The 15,280-nt window shown below is 59.4% G+C and carries 13 protein-coding genes; 6 read left to right on the top strand and 7 right to left on the bottom strand.

Features of this window, described 5'->3' with window-relative positions:
- On the top strand, positions 1-165 hold a 165-nt coding region (locus RHIBUN_RS0132040), incomplete at its 5' end, for a transposase (protein WP_025662771.1).
- A gap of 139 nt (positions 166-304) precedes the next feature.
- Here the strand turns inward: RHIBUN_RS0132040 and RHIBUN_RS0132035 are convergent.
- The 4 genes from RHIBUN_RS0132035 to rpiA form a co-directional block, all read right to left on the bottom strand.
- Positions 305-1,678 carry a 3-deoxy-7-phosphoheptulonate synthase class II gene (locus tag RHIBUN_RS0132035; RefSeq protein WP_018854824.1) on the bottom strand — a complete coding sequence of 458 codons (1,374 nt, stop codon included), beginning with the start codon at positions 1,676-1,678 and terminating at the stop codon, positions 305-307.
- A gap of 322 nt (positions 1,679-2,000) precedes the next feature.
- Positions 2,001-3,386 (bottom strand): glutathione-disulfide reductase, encoded by a 1,386-nt coding sequence (gene gor, locus RHIBUN_RS0132030; protein ID WP_025662770.1) that lies wholly within the window; start codon positions 3,384-3,386, stop codon positions 2,001-2,003.
- 110 nt (positions 3,387-3,496) lie between these two features.
- Complete coding sequence (locus RHIBUN_RS0132025; RefSeq protein WP_018854822.1) at positions 3,497-4,087, bottom strand: DUF2059 domain-containing protein; 591 nt, start codon at positions 4,085-4,087, stop codon at positions 3,497-3,499.
- 17 nt (positions 4,088-4,104) lie between these two features.
- Positions 4,105-4,803 (bottom strand): ribose-5-phosphate isomerase RpiA, encoded by a 699-nt coding sequence (rpiA, locus tag RHIBUN_RS0132020; RefSeq protein ID WP_025662769.1) that lies wholly within the window; start codon positions 4,801-4,803, stop codon positions 4,105-4,107.
- Between the two features lie 191 nt (positions 4,804-4,994).
- Here rpiA and RHIBUN_RS0132015 point away from each other — a divergent pair, with 191 nt between their 5' ends.
- Together RHIBUN_RS0132015 and RHIBUN_RS0132010 are read left to right on the top strand one after the other, a co-directional pair.
- The gene (locus RHIBUN_RS0132015) at positions 4,995-5,702 is read left to right on the top strand and encodes an HAD family hydrolase (protein WP_025662768.1); all 708 of its coding nucleotides are present in this window, start codon (positions 4,995-4,997) and stop codon (positions 5,700-5,702) included.
- A gap of 375 nt (positions 5,703-6,077) precedes the next feature.
- Entirely contained in the window at positions 6,078-7,181 is a 1,104-nt protein-coding gene (locus RHIBUN_RS0132010; RefSeq protein ID WP_245271787.1) for an ABC transporter substrate-binding protein, read from the top strand.
- A gap of 178 nt (positions 7,182-7,359) precedes the next feature.
- Here the strand turns inward: RHIBUN_RS0132010 and RHIBUN_RS0132005 are convergent, their stop codons facing one another.
- A complete protein-coding gene (locus tag RHIBUN_RS0132005) occupies positions 7,360-9,234 on the bottom strand; it encodes a murein L,D-transpeptidase (protein WP_025662766.1) in 1,875 nt (624 codons plus the stop codon).
- 399 nt (positions 9,235-9,633) lie between these two features.
- Here RHIBUN_RS0132005 and fumC point away from each other — a divergent pair, with 399 nt between their 5' ends.
- A complete protein-coding gene (fumC, locus tag RHIBUN_RS0132000) occupies positions 9,634-11,025 on the top strand; it encodes a class II fumarate hydratase (RefSeq protein ID WP_025662765.1) in 1,392 nt (463 codons plus the stop codon).
- A gap of 159 nt (positions 11,026-11,184) precedes the next feature.
- Positions 11,185-12,792, top strand: coding sequence for a fumarate hydratase (locus RHIBUN_RS0131995; protein ID WP_025662764.1), 1,608 nt, complete (start codon positions 11,185-11,187; stop codon positions 12,790-12,792).
- 6 nt (positions 12,793-12,798) lie between these two features.
- Here RHIBUN_RS0131995 and RHIBUN_RS0131990 read toward each other — a convergent pair whose 3' ends face one another.
- Positions 12,799-13,011, bottom strand: a complete 213-nt coding sequence (locus RHIBUN_RS0131990; RefSeq protein WP_025662763.1) for a hypothetical protein — start codon at positions 13,009-13,011, stop codon at positions 12,799-12,801.
- A gap of 350 nt (positions 13,012-13,361) precedes the next feature.
- Between RHIBUN_RS0131990 and RHIBUN_RS0131985 the strand changes: the two genes are divergently transcribed.
- Positions 13,362-14,432 carry a GGDEF domain-containing protein gene (locus RHIBUN_RS0131985; RefSeq protein WP_025662762.1) on the top strand — a complete coding sequence of 357 codons (1,071 nt, stop codon included), beginning with the start codon at positions 13,362-13,364 and terminating at the stop codon, positions 14,430-14,432.
- A 134-nt stretch (positions 14,433-14,566) separates the two neighbouring features.
- Here the strand turns inward: RHIBUN_RS0131985 and RHIBUN_RS0131980 are convergent, their stop codons facing one another.
- Positions 14,567-15,178: a pyridoxamine 5'-phosphate oxidase family protein gene (locus tag RHIBUN_RS0131980; RefSeq protein WP_025662761.1), complete on the bottom strand. Its 612-nt coding sequence runs from the start codon at positions 15,176-15,178 to the stop codon at positions 14,567-14,569.
- Between the last annotated feature and the right edge of the window lie 102 nt (positions 15,179-15,280).

Below are 15,280 nucleotides of genomic sequence, written 5' to 3'. Positions count from 1 at the left end.
GTCGAGCGATCCTTTGCCGATGCCAAACAGCTTCATGGCCATCGCTATGCCCGCTTCCGAAGTCTCACCCGCGTCGCATGCCAGTGCCTGTTGGCTGCGGCCGCCCAAAACATCAAGAAGATCGCAATGGCGCTGACAAGAGCGCCAAAACCGGCCACCGCGTGAGCCAACGCCCCTGCCTCGCCTCCACCAAAACACCGGTCGCAAAAATCAAATCGCCAAAAACAAAACCCGCCGAGAATATCGACGGGTTTGTCAGCGGTCTGAGCCCCGCACAAGGCGGGGCTTTTTCTTCTATTTTCGATCAACCGTTGACGGCCATGCGCTTTTCGTCGCGCCCGCCCTTCATGCGCTCGGCCAGCAGGAAGGCCAGTTCGAGCGCCTGGTCGGCATTGAGACGCGGGTCGCAATGCGTGTGGTAGCGATCGTGCAGATCCTCGGCCGTGACGGCGCGGGCGCCGCCGGTGCATTCCGTCACATCCTTGCCGGTCATCTCGATGTGGATGCCGCCCGGATGCGAACCTTCTGCGCGATGGATCTGGAAGAAGCTTTCGACTTCCGACAGGATCCGCTCGAACGGACGCGTCTTGTAGTTGTTCAGCGTGATCGTGTTGCCGTGCATCGGATCGCACGACCAGACGACCTTGCGCCCTTCGCGTTCGACCGCGCGGATAAGGCGCGGCAGATGCTCGGCCACCTTGTCGTGACCGAAGCGGCAGATCAGCGTCAGCCGGCCCGCTTCATTCTCAGGATTGAGAATGTCGATCAGGTTCAGAAGATCGTCCGCCTGCAGAGACGGACCGCACTTCAAGCCGATCGGATTCTTGATGCCACGGCAGTATTCGACGTGGGCATGGTCTGCCTGGCGCGTGCGGTCGCCGATCCAGATCATGTGGCCCGAAGTCGCGTACCAGTCGCCAGACGTCGAGTCGACGCGCGTCAGCGCCTCTTCATAGCCAAGCAGCAGCGCTTCGTGGCTGGTGAAGAAGTCCGTCTCGCGCAGGCTCGGATTGTTTTCCGCACTGATGCCGATCGCCTTCATGAAGTCCATGGTTTCGCTGATGCGGCCGGCAAGCTTGCGGTAGCGCTCACCCTGCGGACTATCCTTGACGAAGCCGAGCATCCATTGATGGACGTTCTCGAGGTTGGCGTAGCCACCCATCGCGAAGGCGCGCAGCAGGTTCAGCGTAGCGGCCGACTGGCGATAGGCCATCGCCTGGCGCTCCGGGTTCGGAATACGTGACTCTTCCGTGAACTCGATGCCGTTGATGATGTCGCCACGGTAGCTCGGCAGTGACACGCCATCCTGGGTCTCGATGCCGGAAGAGCGCGGCTTGGCGAACTGCCCGGCGATGCGGCCGACCTTAACCACCGGCAACTGCGCGCCGAAGGTCAGGACGACGGCCATCTGCAGGAACGCGCGGAAGAAGTCGCGGATGTTGTCGGCGCCATGCTCGGCAAAACTCTCGGCGCAATCGCCACCCTGCAGCAGGAAACCGTTGCCTTCTGCAACGTTGGCGAGATGCTTCTTCAGCCGGCGTGCTTCACCCGCAAAGACGAGAGGCGGATAGGATGCGAGCTGGGCTTCCGTTGCTGCCAATGCGGCCTGGTCCGGATAGTCCGGAACCTGCTGGATCGGTTTTTGCCGCCAACTACTCGGTGTCCAATTCTCTGCCATCTTACTCACCTGCTCCAGCATCCGGTCCGTCCGGATGTTCCGTCCTAAAAATGTTGGGCGGCTTATAACCCTTTAGTGCCATCTTGCATAGCGGCGTTCCGCTCTACGGCACTGACGATTAAGTCGACGACCAACGCGCGATATAAAGGAATTCGGTGACGTACTTTCAAACAAAAAACGTGCGATCAACGATCACTATACCAAGACGGTTTGTATCCAATTTAAGCTTGCCCCGGAAAAACGCCGGCAATTCTAATGAGGCGTCATGAAGGCGTTCTTCCTCAAGGTGATCCAAACGCCGCGCATTACCAGCTGACTGGCGTCAGACGCGAACACCATCCCGAATGCGATAGCTCGGGGCATACATTGTGACGAGCTCTTCCGCGGCCGTCGGATGCACCGCCATCGTCCGGTCGAAATCGTCCTTCGTGCAGCCCGCCTTCAGCGTGATGCCGAGGATCTGTGCCATTTCGCCGGCATCGTGGCCGAGGATATGCGCGCCGACGACCTTTCGGCTGGCAGCGTCCACAATCAGCTTCATGATCATCCTCTCGCCACGCCCCGACAGCGTCGCCTTCAGTGGCCGAAACTGCGCACGGTAGACCTCGAGCTCCTTGTAGCGCTTGCCCGCTTCCTCCTCGGTCAGTCCCACGGTACCGATCTCCGGCTGCGAGAAGACCGCCGTTGCGATCGTCTCGTGATCAGGCTTGGTCGGATTGTCCTTGTACGCCGTCTCGATGAAGCACATCGCCTCGTGGATCGCCACCGGCGTCAACTGTACCCTATCGGTGACATCGCCAAGCGCATAGATGTTCGGGACGTTGGTGCGAGAATATTCGTCGACCACCACCGCTCCGCGCTCGTCAGTCTTCACACCGGCGGCTTCCAGGCCTAGGCCTTCCGTATTCGGAATGCGACCGAGCGCCAGCATCACGACATCGGCCGCCAGCGTGCCGTTCTTCAGCGTCTCGACGGAAAGACGACCGTCCTCTTTCGATACCTTCTGCAGCATATCATGGCAGAGGATGCGGATGCCCTTGGCGGTCATCGCCTCGTGCAGTCCCTGGCGGAGGTCCTGATCGAAGCGCGACAGAATCTCGGCGCCGCGATAGATCAGCGTCGTCTCGACGCCGAGGCCGTGAAAGATATTGGCAAACTCCACCGCGATATAACCGCCACCCGCAATCACAATCGCCTTCGGCAGCTCCTCCAGATGGAAGGCCTCGTTGGAGGAAATGCAGAGCTCGTTCCCAGGCAAAGCCGCGTGCGGGTTCGGGCGGCCACCGGTCGCGATCACGACGGTCTTCGCGGTCACCGTCTTGCCGGTATTGACCAACCGGACCGTATGCGCGTCGACCATTTCGGCACGTGTTTCCAGGATTTCGGCGTTGGCGCCGGCAAGCCCCTTCTTGTAGAGCCCTTCTAGGCGCGCGATCTCGTTGTCCTTCGCGGCAATCAGCTTCTTCCAGTCGAACGAACTCTCGCCGACCGTCCACCCGAAGCCCACGGCATCCTCGAAATGCTCATGGAACTGAGCCGCATAGACGAAGAGCTTCTTGGGCACGCAGCCGCGGATCACGCAAGTGCCGCCGTAGCGGTACTCCTCTGCGATCGCGACCTTCTTACCGAGCGAGGCTGCAACGCGGGCGCTTCGCACACCGCCTGAGCCACCGCCGATGACAAAGAGATCGTAATCGTAGGACGTCATGAGAAACTCCGGATGGAATCGGCTGGTGAGGTGAAAGTGATATAGTATCGACGGCCGCAAAAACAAAAGCCCGGACGATGCCGGGCTTTTGGTCTGTTGTTCGCGTCTTCTTACGGCTTCGGCTTTGCAGCAGCCGGTGCAGCTGGCTTCGGCGCGGCCGTCGCAGCCGGGTTCGCCGGATCGGCGGCCGGTGGCGGGGCCTTGATGACCTTCACGAGTTCAGCGCTCGTCTGCTTCTGCAGATCGCGCGAGATGCCCTGCGCCCAGATATCGGCGGCCTTGACGGTTTCGCGCGAAGCGATCGGGCCATCCTTGAGCAGCTTCTTGCCAACCGGCGAGTTGTAGAACTCGGCGATCGCGTTGAGTTCCTCGACGGAGAATGCCTTGGCATAGGTCAGCGCGGCTTCCTTCTCGAGATCGGCGCGACGCGGTGCAAGGGCCAGTGCCTGCTTGTCGACCTCAGCGGTGATCGCATCCTGATAGTTCGGCGAGTCCTGGATGAGATCGGCCTTCAGGCGCTCAGCCAGGCCGGGCAGGATGTTGTCGAACTGTGCGGTGGCGCCGATCGCGTCGATCGCAGCGCGGGCCGCCTTCAGCTGCTCCGGAGAGGCTTCCTGCGCATGTGCGGCAAAGCCGAATGCGACGCCCGAGAAAATAACGGTCGCAGCAGCAAAACGGCCAAGACCTGCAAATTTAATCATGAGTTTCAATGCTCCTGTTACCTGTTCGCCCGCAGCGTGCGTGCGCCTGCTGGACCTGCAATGATCGCAAGCGCCGCCATTTTTAGAAAGAGCCCGTGTTCAACGACTCCGGGTATTGAATTCAGCCCGTTTGAAAGCGCCTCTGCATCAGGAATGCGGCCAAAAGATGCATCCAGGATGTAGTGGCCGCCGTCCGTCATGAAGTCTTCGCCACCGGATTGCCGCAGCGTCAGGCTGCCGCTCAACCCAAGCTTCGAGGCCTTCTTTTCGATCGCCATGCGTGTCGATACGAGTCCGAACGGATTGATCTCAATCGGTAGCGGAAATGCGCCAAGTGTCTCGACCAGTTTGCTCTCGTCGGCAATGACGATCATGCGCTGAGATGCCGCAGCGACGATCTTCTCGCGCAGCAGTGCACCGCCGCCACCCTTGATGAGCGTGAGGTCGGAATCGACCTCATCCGCGCCATCGATCGTCAGATCGAGTTCCGGCAGTTCATCCAGTGACTTCAGCGGTACGCCGAGCTCGACGCAAAGCCTTGCCGTGCGTTCGGAGGTTGGCACGCCTTCGACCTTGAAGCCGGTTGAAACCTTCTCTGCGAGCAGCCGAACAAACTCTTCGGCAGTACTCCCGGTTCCGATTCCAAGCCGCATGCCATATTCGACATGAGCGAGTGCGGCCTCGGCGGCCTTGATCTTCATTTCGCGGGCATCCATGCGCCGCTGACTCCGAATTATTGCGTTGGATGTGCTGTTTACACGGCTCGCTTGCCAAACGAAAGCCAAAATAGCGTAATGATTTTTGAAAAGCCGTGGGCATTTGCAACTCGTCCCCTTTGCCGGCAAATATTGCTTTTCCGGTCCTCATCACCTACTGCCGATGACATCATTTCTGAAAGGCGCAATCCTTGACCCCTGCCCTTGTTGTATTCGATCTTGACGGAACACTGCTCGATACTCACACCGATCTTGTTGAGAGCCTGAATTATACGATCGCGGCAATCGGTGTGGCGCCGGTCAGCTACGACGACCTCACGCATCTCGTCGGACATGGCGCCAAGGTCATGATCGAGCGGGCCTGCGGTCTTCGAGGACATCCGTTGGCACAGGAACAGCTTCCTGCCCTGCTCAACCGCTTCATTGCGCACTACACCGACAACATGCCGGGACATACCGCGCCTTACCCCAGCCTGGTCGAGGCAATGGATCAACTGAAGAGTGCCGGCTGCAAGCTTGCCGTTTGCACCAACAAGCTCGAAGGCCTGGCGCGCAACCTGATCGAGAAGCTTGAACTCACCCATTATTTCGATGCCATTACCGGCGGCGACACCTTCACCGTCAGGAAGCCCGACGCCCAGCATCTTCTCGGAACCATCGAGCGCGCCGGCGGCGATGTCCGCAGGACCGTCATGATCGGCGACAGCGTCAACGACATTCTTGTTGCCCGCAATGCCGGCGTCCCTTCGATCGCCGTGCCGTTCGGCTATTCCGACGTCCCCGTCGAGACCCTCGGGCCAACGAGCGTGATTACGCATTTCAAGGAGTTAACTCCTGCGCTGATCGACGAATTGATCGAGGACTTCACCTCGGCAACGCCGGCGGCGGCGGCAGGCTGACGCAAAAGAAAAGGCGGCCCGCGGCCCAGCCCCTAACCCGATCGCGCGAAAAAAACCTCGCGAAACCCTGACCTACGCAAGGAGGTTTTGCGACATGCCTAGCCTCGACTATGGACTCTTCTTTTGCAGAGGCGCAGATTCAGGATACGAGGCGCAAGTCGCAAATCGTCCGATGCCGCATGCGTGATATGCGCAACTGATACGTGATTGGCTCGCGTTAGTTCCAAGTGGGTTGCGCATAGCCCGCATGTCCCTGTTCAGGTGACCGACGAATGGACGGTGCGACTGCGTTCCAGAACCGTCAGGGTGGGAAATATGCCTGATTTCCAGCGCAGAAAATTTCTCGTTCAAGGTAGCACGGCGGCGCTCGCCGGGATGGCCGGTCTCAATTCTTCATCTCCTGCGTCCGCAGCTCCGACGGACGAGCTCGTGGCCGCTGCCAAGGCAGAGGGCCACCTCACCGTTGTCGGCCTGCCTCGCGACTGGTGGGGATACGGGGACATCATCGACGGCTTCAAGGCGAAATACGGCCTTGGTATCACCGAACTTATGCCCGATGCGGGATCGGCCAAGGTGATCAATACCATCAGAAATGCGAGGGACACAGCCGACCCGCAAGCGCCGGATGTCATCGACGTCGGTCTGCCTTTCGCCTTATCGGCAAAGAGGGACGGCCTGCTGCGGCCTTACAAGGTGGCGGCATGGGAAGCCATTCCGGACGCAGCCAAGGAACCTGATGGATACTGGTACGGCGGCTACTACGGCACGCTTGCCTTCGAGGTCAACGCGGATATCGTGACGACGATGCCGACCGATTGGGCGGACTTCGCCTCGCCGAAATACAGAAATGCCGTGGGTCTCGCCGGTAATCTGACATCAAATCAAGCCATCCAAGGCATTTTCGCTGCGGGCCTGTCAGCTGCTCACGGCAACGTGGACGAGGCAGCCGATCAGGGGCTGAGCTTCTTTGCAGACCTCAGCCGCCGCGGCAACTTCGTTCCTATCGTCGGCGGCCTTGCTTCGCTTGAGGACGGGCGCACGCCTATCCTCGTTCGCTGGGACTACCTTGCAGCTACTGATCGCGAACGATCAGGAGGACGAACCAGGATTGAGATCGTGAGGCCGAAGACGGGCATCGTCGGTGGCCTCTATGCCCAGGCCATCAGCGCGTTCACTCCGCATCCGAACGCAGCCCGATTGTGGATGGAATACATATACACGGAGACGCGGGCCTTCCTGAATAGCGGGTATGCGCCTGCCGACTTGGAAGGAAAGCTGGCACGGGTTCAGCATTCTGGTACCGAAGTCTACCCGCTCTTCCCAACACAGGAAGAACTCGATAGGGCAAGAGAGATCATCACCAACGGCTGGGGAGACGTCGTCGGAGTGCAAATCCAGTGTCTCCCGTGTGGAAGCCCTTCCGGTATCCCAATGGTTTTCAGTGAAGGCACCATCGGACAGCGCACGATGTCGCAGTAGCCGATATGGTTTTGATCGCCGTGCCATTCGACTATTCCGACATCCCGTCGAGATCCTCGGAGCCTGCACAGATCGACGAATTGATCGCGGAGCTTGCTTCCGCAACGCGCGCAGCGGCGGCAAGCCGATCGCAAAAAGAAAAGGCGGCTCCCCGGCCGCCCTCATATCATCGGCGCGATCAAATCTGCGCGCCTCGCGCCTTCGTCGTCGCATCGAAAGCCTTCTGCACATAGGCGTCGCGGCCGTATACGTCATCGAAATACTGGATGACACCATCCTTGTTCGGCCAGGCCGTGAAGTAAGCCACGTAGACCGGGATCTTCTGCGGAACCTGCAGGGCGTGGTTCTTGCCCGTGGCAATCTCCTTGCCGATCTGGTCCACCGACGTGTTCAGCACGGCCGCTGCCATCGCGCGTGGCTCGGCAAGGCGGACGCAACCATGGCTGAGGGCGCGCATATCGCGCTTGAAGAAGCTCTTCGAAGGAGTGTCATGCATGTAGATGGCGTGAGCATTCGGGAAAAGGATCTTGAGTTCGCCAAGCGCATTGTCGTCGCTCGGCGGCTGCCGCACGGAAACGTTGGTCGTCGAGCCGTACCAGTCGACGCTGGACGACGCCACGGCGCGACCGCCGACTGTTACCTCATAGCCCATCCGGTCCAGATAGCTCGGGTCGGAGCGCAGGCGCGGCAGCATCTCGTTGATGATGATCGACTGCGGCACACCCCAGAAAGGATTAAACTCGACCGTCTCGATCTGATCCTGGAAGAAGAAGGTCTGGTGCGACGGCTGGCCGATCACCACGCGCATCGACAACTGTTCCTTGTTGTCGTTGTGGTAGTAGACCATATAGGCCGGCTGGTTGATGAAGACGTAGCGCGAGCCGAGGTCGGCCGGCAGCCAGCGGGCCTGCTCCAACGCAACAATCAGCTTCTCGACCTTCGATGCGTTGCTGTCGCCGCCAGCCATGATGCGGACCGTCGCCTGGCCGATAACGCCGTCCGGCTTCAGTCCATGTTCCTTCTGGAAACTTTCAACGAGCGAAACGATCTCAGGCGAATATTCGGTGCTGCCCGTATAGGCGGAGAGCGTTGTCGCATGTTCCGCCTTGAGCGCGGCCGAGCCATGCTTGCCGATCGCCTTCACGATGTTCGGGATTTCGGACGAGTTGTCGCCCGGACGAAGCAGGCCGCTCAGCGCGATATCGATGCGCTCTTCGCTGGCTCCCTCTGCGCGCAACTTCGCCAGTTCGCCTTCGAGTGCAACGAACTGCGGCGCATCAGGCGTACGGCTTCTGAGATAGGCTGCAATATTCGGGCTCATGCGGGCGAGCTTCAGCACCGGCGCAAGGTTCACGTCCTTACGCTTGAAATCGTGATAGCCGGAAAGCTTGTTCGGATCGACGCGACCACGAACTGTATCCTGGACATAGGCGAGCACCTTTGCGGAAAGCTCTAGTTCAAACTGCGTCAGGGCGCGATCACGGATTGCCGGATCCGGATTGGTTGGATCCTCCGCCGGCACCTGGACCGCATAGTCGGCCGGGTCAAGACCGACCGATGCCGCATCCGCCAGAACGTCCATCGCCGCCTTGGCGCGATTGTTGACATCCGTTCCAGCGAGCCAGACCAGCGGATTCTTCACATCGCCGTAATAGGCCTCAAGCGCCCTGGCGACTTCGACGGGGGCGCGCACCTTCGCCTCGATAAGGAAGCGGCGCTGTACCGACGGCGTTGCCTCGGTCGCAGCCGATGCATCGGCAACTGCCCCGGTGACCACAGGATCGGTAAACTTGCCGGTGTCGACGAAGCGCATCGCATCTGGCTGATAGGTATAGTAACGCGGGCTCGAAACCTTCGGCAGCGGCGCATCGGGAGCCGACTGAAGAAACGACGGAACCGACGGCCTCGGATTGACAATCGTGCTCTGGGTGCGAGCGCGATCCCCGCGGATCATATCCATCAACGTGTAAGCGTGCGCGGGCGTGGAACCCATCGCAGCCATGCCGCAGGAAAGCGCTAGTGCGGAAGCCGCACCTTTCAGAAAGAATGTCATGCTTTTATCCAGTCCCAGTGTCATGCTGTCTTCAAATCGCGGGCAAAAGCCCGCCTTAAAACTCGTTTCATCCGGCGCGAGCGTCACATGGCAGAAACTGGCCGCAGCCGCCAGCCTTGGGCCTCTCAACCCAAAGTAACGCGGAAAACGCTTATGCCGAGCCCCAGTTCACACAAAATAATGAAATTATTAGTTAATTTTTTACTTTATTTTCGCCTTCGGACACAGTGGCCAACGAGGCACTGAAATATAAAAATTTAGCCGTGTCTAAATGGCCACTGATCACCCGCCGATAACATGATTTATACATTCATATTTTGCATTTCCAGCAGTTTTCTTCGTCCCGTTTCGGACCTATAAGACGCATCTCCGAAGGCACCGCGACAGAAAGGCATGACCATGACCTCCACCCGCACCGAAACAGATACGTTCGGCCCGATCGAAGTACAGAACGACAGATATTGGGGTGCTCAGGCTCAGCGCTCGCTCGGCAATTTCAAGATTGGCTGGGAGAAGCAGCCGCTTTCGATCGTTCGCGCCCTCGGCATCGTCAAGCAGGCGGCGGCGCGTGCCAACATGGCGCTCGGTCAGCTCAATCCGGAGGTCGGCAACGCCATTGTCGACGCGGCGCAGGAAGTGATCGACGGCACGCTCAACGACCACTTCCCCCTCGTTGTCTGGCAGACGGGCTCCGGCACGCAGTCAAACATGAATGCCAACGAAGTGATCTCCAACCGTGCCATCGAATTGTTGGGCGGCGTCATGGGATCGAAGAAGCCGGTGCATCCCAACGATCACGTCAATATGAGCCAGTCGTCAAACGACACCTATCCGACGGCCATGCATATCGCCTGTGCGGAGCAGATCGTGCGCCACCTGCTTCCGAGCTTGAAGCACCTGCACGCAGCGCTCGACATGAAGGTCACCGAATTCAGCCACATCATTAAGATCGGCCGCACGCACACGCAGGATGCGACGCCGCTGACGCTTGGCCAGGAATTCTCCGGCTATGCAGCGCAGGTCGGCTCCGCCATCAAGCGCATCGAATTGACGCTTCCTGGCCTTTGCGAGCTTGCACAGGGCGGCACCGCGGTCGGCACCGGTCTCAACGCGCCTGTTGGATTTGCCGAGAAGGTCGCTGACGAGATCGCCGAAATCACCGGCCTGCCCTTCGTGACGGCCCCGAACAAGTTCGAAGCACTCGCCGCCCATGACTCCATGGTGTTCAGCCATGGCGCCATCAATGCGGCCGCCGCCGCGCTCTTCAAGATTGCCAACGACATCCGCCTGCTGGGCTCCGGTCCCCGCGCCGGTTTTGGCGAACTCGCCCTTCCCGAGAACGAGCCCGGCTCCTCGATCATGCCCGGCAAGGTCAACCCGACCCAGTGCGAAGCGCTGACGCAGGTCTGCATCCATATCTTCGGCAACAACGCGGCCCTCACCTTCGCCGATAGCCAGGGGCATTTCGAGCTCAACGTCTACAATCCGATGATGGCCTACAACTTCCTCCAGTCGGTGCAGCTGCTCGGCGACGCCGCCGTTTCTTTCACCGACAATTGCGTCGTCGGCATCGAAGCGCGCGAGGACAACATCAAGGCCGGTCTCGAACGGTCCCTGATGCTGGTCACGGCGCTTGCTCCGAAGATCGGCTATGACAACGCCGCCAAGATCGCCAAAACCGCGCACAAGAACGGCACGACCCTGAAGGAAGAAGCGTTGGCGAGTGGCCTCGTCACCGTCGAGGAATACGACGCAATCGTTCGCCCTGAAACGATGATCGGCCCGAAGTAAGCCTGCCTCCTCGCTTGCTTGAAACAGTTCACACCGCCGTACCCGCGGCGGTGTTTTCCAGATTTTCATGACTAAAACAGACAGGTTTTAGAATTATTGCAATTGCGAAGACGCCCGAATAGATCATCTGCGATTTCGGTCCGCATGAAAGGTCCCTCGATGGCTGACGATCTTTTCCCCCTCAGCAAAGACTCCACCCAATACCGCAAGATCAGCAGCGACTACGTCTCTGTCGACAGCTTCAAGGGGCAGGATATCCTGACCGTCGAGCCGGAAGGCATCCGCCTCCTTGCAGAAACGGCCTTTGCCGACATCAACCATCTCCTGCGACCCGGCCACCTGAAGCAGCTCGCCTCGATCCTCGAAGACCCGGAGGCGACCGACAACGACCGCTTCGTTGCTTATGACCTGCTAAAAAACGCCAACATCGCCGCAGGGGGCATCTTGCCGATGTGCCAGGACACCGGCACGGCGATCATAATGGGCAAGAAAGGACGCCGCGTCTGGACCGAAGGTGAGGACTACTCGGCTCTCGCCAAGGGCGTCATGGACGCCTACGAGAAGAAGAACCTGCGCTATTCGCAGCTGGCGCCCATCAAGATGTTCGAGGAAAAGAACACCAAGAACAATCTGCCGGCGCAGATCGACATCTACGAGGAAGGCACCGACACCTACGACTTCCTGTTTGTCGCCAAGGGCGGCGGTTCGGCCAACAAGACCTTCCTCTACCAAGGCACGCCGTCGCTACTGACGCATGACCGGATGATCGACTTCCTTAAGGAGAAGATCCTTACGCTGGGTACGGCAGCCTGTCCCCCCTACCATCTGGCGATCGTAATCGGCGGCACCTCCGCCGAAATGAACCTGAAGACCGTCAAGCTCGCCTCGACGCGCTACCTCGACGATCTGCCGACCGAAGGCTCCGAGAGCGGCCATGCGTTCCGCGACCTCGAGATGGAGAAGGAAATCCACAAGCTGACGCAGCAGATGGGCGTCGGCGCACAATTCGGCGGCAAGTATTTCTGTCATGACGTGCGCGTCATCCGCCTGCCCCGCCACGGCGCATCCCTTCCGATCGGCCTCGGCGTTTCCTGTTCCGCCGACCGCCAGGCGAAGGGCATGATCACCCGCGACGGCATCTTCGTCGAGCAGTTGGAGACGGATCCCTCCAAGTACATGCCAGAGATCGACGAGTCGAAGCTGTCGGACTCCATGGTCCGCATCGATCTCAACCAGCCGATGCCGGCAATCCTGGCCGAACTCAGCAAGCACCCGGTCAAGACCCGCCTCTCCCTGACCGGCACGATCATCGTCGCGCGCGACCTTGCCCACGCCAAGATCCGCGAGCGGCTGGAAAAGGGCGTAGGCATGCCTGACTACATGAAGAACCATCCGGTTTACTACGCCGGCCCGGCCAAGACCCCGGCAGGCTACGCCTCCGGCTCTTTCGGCCCGACGACCGCCGGTCGCATGGACTCCTATGTCGACCAATTCCAGTCCTTCGGTGGTTCCATGGTGATGCTTGCCAAGGGCAACCGCTCCCGCGCCGTGCGCGAAGCCTGCAAGACACATGGCGGCTTCTACCTCGGCTCGATCGGCGGACCGGCTGCCCGCCTCGCGCAAGACTGCATCAAGAAGGTCGAGGTGCTGGAGTATCAGGAACTCGGCATGGAAGCCGTGTGGAAGATCGAGGTGGCAGACTTCCCTGCTTTCATCGTCACCGACGACAAGGGCAACGACTTCTTCCAGGAATTCAACCTCGGCTGATCGGCGTTAATGGATCGCCGCGATCGCGCGATGGTCGACCGCGGCGGTGTCAACCCGATTTGCGAGATCAGCAGCATTGAGGATCTCCTCCGCCTTCACGCTGGCGAGAATGTCGCTGCGAAATACACCGTCGAAGAAACCATCCTGCTGGATCAGCGCGACGGAGCCTGCAATGACTGCAGCAAGGACGATGGGCGAAATGTGACGTGAGGTTTCCATGATCTCTGCCTTCCGTTGGAGCCACGCGGCTCTTTCGGGGAAACATGCGCCTTCTCGCCGATCCGCAATAGAGCGACCGATCGACACCGACTGTCAACAAATTTGAAACAATGTCAAAGCAACTAAAACGACTGGTTGGATTTTTTATTTTGCGCCACTCGCCCATAAGGCGAAATTACCGCAACGCTTCTGCAGCTTCTCAGATAAAAATCAATACGATAAGCAAATAACGCAGAAGAATAGACAAATTTCACATGTAATCATTGGTATATCTTCTCTTAATCATTTCCCAATATTTCTCAGCTATCAAATTAAAGACTGCATTTGACATTCAATTGAGGAGTAGTCGCATGACGACGGCCGCAGCGCCAACGAGGGCGCAGGTTCCCGACGTGGCAGGTCAGATCACGTTTGCCATGCGCTCCATGGGCGTCGCGCCGATCCCTCGGAACTACGAACTCTTTTACGAAGCCTATATCGGCTCCAATCCGGCGCTGACACGAGATCTTGCTGCGCTCGGCAGCCAGGCGACGCAGGAGGAACTGGACGCGCTCGGGGCGCAGTATTTTACGCACAGCCCTGCCCGTGTGTTCGACGACGCGCACGGTCGCATTGCCGCCGAGCTTGAGACGCTGCTGCGCGTGCTGCGCCAGGAGCAAATCTCGCTGGAGAGCTACAACAAGCTGCTTGGCGAAACCTACAAGCGGATCAGCTCGAAGAACCATACGAGCGTAGAGCTTATCGAAAACGCCCTCAGCCTGCTCACGCAGGCAACCGGCGACACCATGGCGCACGGCGAACGCACTGTCGAGAACGTCGTCCAGCGATCGCAGGAAATGGATCAGGTCCGCAAGGAGCTTGACGAATACAAACGTATCGCCAACACAGACTCATTGACACGCCTGTCGAACCGCCGTGCATTCGATGACCGCCTCGCTGCCGTCTACAACAATCCGGCCATGCGGCCCGTCACTGCGCTGGTCCTCGCCGACATCGACAATTTCAAGAAGATCAACGACACCTACGGTCATCCGGTCGGCGACAAGATTCTCGCGACTGTAGCCTCGGTCATCCGCGCCAACGTCCGCCGCGACGTTTTCGTCGCCCGCACAGGCGGCGAGGAGTTCGCCCTGATCATTGAAGGCAACACGGCCGACGAAGTCATGGGGATGGCCGAGCGCATTCGTCGCACGCTGGAAACGACGCCCTTCACGAACTCGCGCACCAGAATAAACTACGGGCCGGTCACGGTATCGGTCGGCGTCTGCATGGCATCTTACGCGGAAGACGCCGGCGAGCTTTACCACAGAGCCGACGTTGCCCTCTACGGCGCAAAGAATTCCGGCCGCAACTGCAGCGTCCTGTTCGAAGACGGTATGCAGAAGGACTTCACGAAGAGCTGGCTGATCTACAAGGGATAGACCCTGGCAAGCAGCGTCGTCGCCTGTTTGTCGATGAGTTTTGATTGCCGCAATCGCCCGTGTCCACTGCAATGGACCGCGATTGGCACGGCCCTTCTTCCCAAGAGGTGGGGCTGCCAACCCTACGCTAAGCCCTACCACATCGTCTTGACGGCACGCTCCGGCCATTCGCGGTCATAGGTTTCGTAGTCGAAATCCCCTGTCGCCGCCTTCAGCATCAAACCGGGCGTTGGCAGGCTCTTCGGATCGATGAAGGTTGCCGGGTTCCACAGCTCGGATCGGATCAGCGCACGAGCGCACTGGAAATAGACCTCGTCGACCGTAATGACGATCACCGTCCGCGGATGCTTTCCGTCCATCACGAAGCTGGACAGGACTGCCTCGTCGTTCGTCACGACACCACGCCCGTTGATACGCATAGTCGTGTTCGAACCGGGAATGAGGAACATCAGCGCCAGGCGCGGATCCCGCACGATGTTGGAGAGCGAATCGACGCGGTTATTGCCGCGCCAGTCAGGCAGATGCAGCGTCCGCTCGTCGATGATGCGCACGACGCCGCCGATATCGCCGCGCGGCGAACAATCGAGCCCCTCGGGTCCCACCGTCGCGAGTGCCACGAAGGGCGACGCCTCGATCATCTCGCGATAGAGCGGCGTCAGATAGTCCGTTACCTTGGCCACGGATGCCTGCGTCAGCCCGCCAGCGTAGATCGCTGCGAGTTCCTCTATCGTTTCAATGATTTTCATGATCGTCCTCCAATGAAAGAACACAAGGGGCAAAACGCCTTCAACTGGCAGCTTTTCCTTGGGTTCGGTTTCGTGTTGATCGACGTTTTCGCCGATCGGCTA

This window comes from Rhizobium sp. IBUN (assembly GCF_000510625.1).
Lineage (GTDB): Bacteria > Pseudomonadota > Alphaproteobacteria > Rhizobiales > Rhizobiaceae > Rhizobium > Rhizobium altiplani.
This window is presented reverse-complemented; position numbering and strand designations above follow the sequence as displayed.

Bases quoted from the DNA above. Each gene is read 5' to 3' on its own strand.
- fumC (WP_025662765.1), top strand. From the start codon at position 9,634: ATGACCTCCACCCGCACCGAAACAGATACGTTCGGCCCGATCGAAGTA.
- gor (WP_025662770.1), bottom strand. From the start codon at position 3,386: ATGACGTCCTACGATTACGATCTCTTTGTCATCGGCGGTGGCTCAGGC.
- RHIBUN_RS0131985 (WP_025662762.1), top strand. From the start codon at position 13,362: ATGACGACGGCCGCAGCGCCAACGAGGGCGCAGGTTCCCGACGTGGCA.
- RHIBUN_RS0131995 (WP_025662764.1), top strand. From the start codon at position 11,185: ATGGCTGACGATCTTTTCCCCCTCAGCAAAGACTCCACCCAATACCGC.
- RHIBUN_RS0132035 (WP_018854824.1), bottom strand. From the start codon at position 1,678: ATGGCAGAGAATTGGACACCGAGTAGTTGGCGGCAAAAACCGATCCAG.
- RHIBUN_RS0131980 (WP_025662761.1), bottom strand. From the start codon at position 15,178: ATGAAAATCATTGAAACGATAGAGGAACTCGCAGCGATCTACGCTGGC.
- RHIBUN_RS0132025 (WP_018854822.1), bottom strand. From the start codon at position 4,087: ATGATTAAATTTGCAGGTCTTGGCCGTTTTGCTGCTGCGACCGTTATT.
- RHIBUN_RS0132010 (WP_245271787.1), top strand. From the start codon at position 6,078: ATGGCCGGTCTCAATTCTTCATCTCCTGCGTCCGCAGCTCCGACGGAC.
- RHIBUN_RS0131990 (WP_025662763.1), bottom strand. From the start codon at position 13,011: ATGGAAACCTCACGTCACATTTCGCCCATCGTCCTTGCTGCAGTCATT.
- RHIBUN_RS0132005 (WP_025662766.1), bottom strand. From the start codon at position 9,234: ATGACATTCTTTCTGAAAGGTGCGGCTTCCGCACTAGCGCTTTCCTGC.
- rpiA (WP_025662769.1), bottom strand. From the start codon at position 4,803: ATGGATGCCCGCGAAATGAAGATCAAGGCCGCCGAGGCCGCACTCGCT.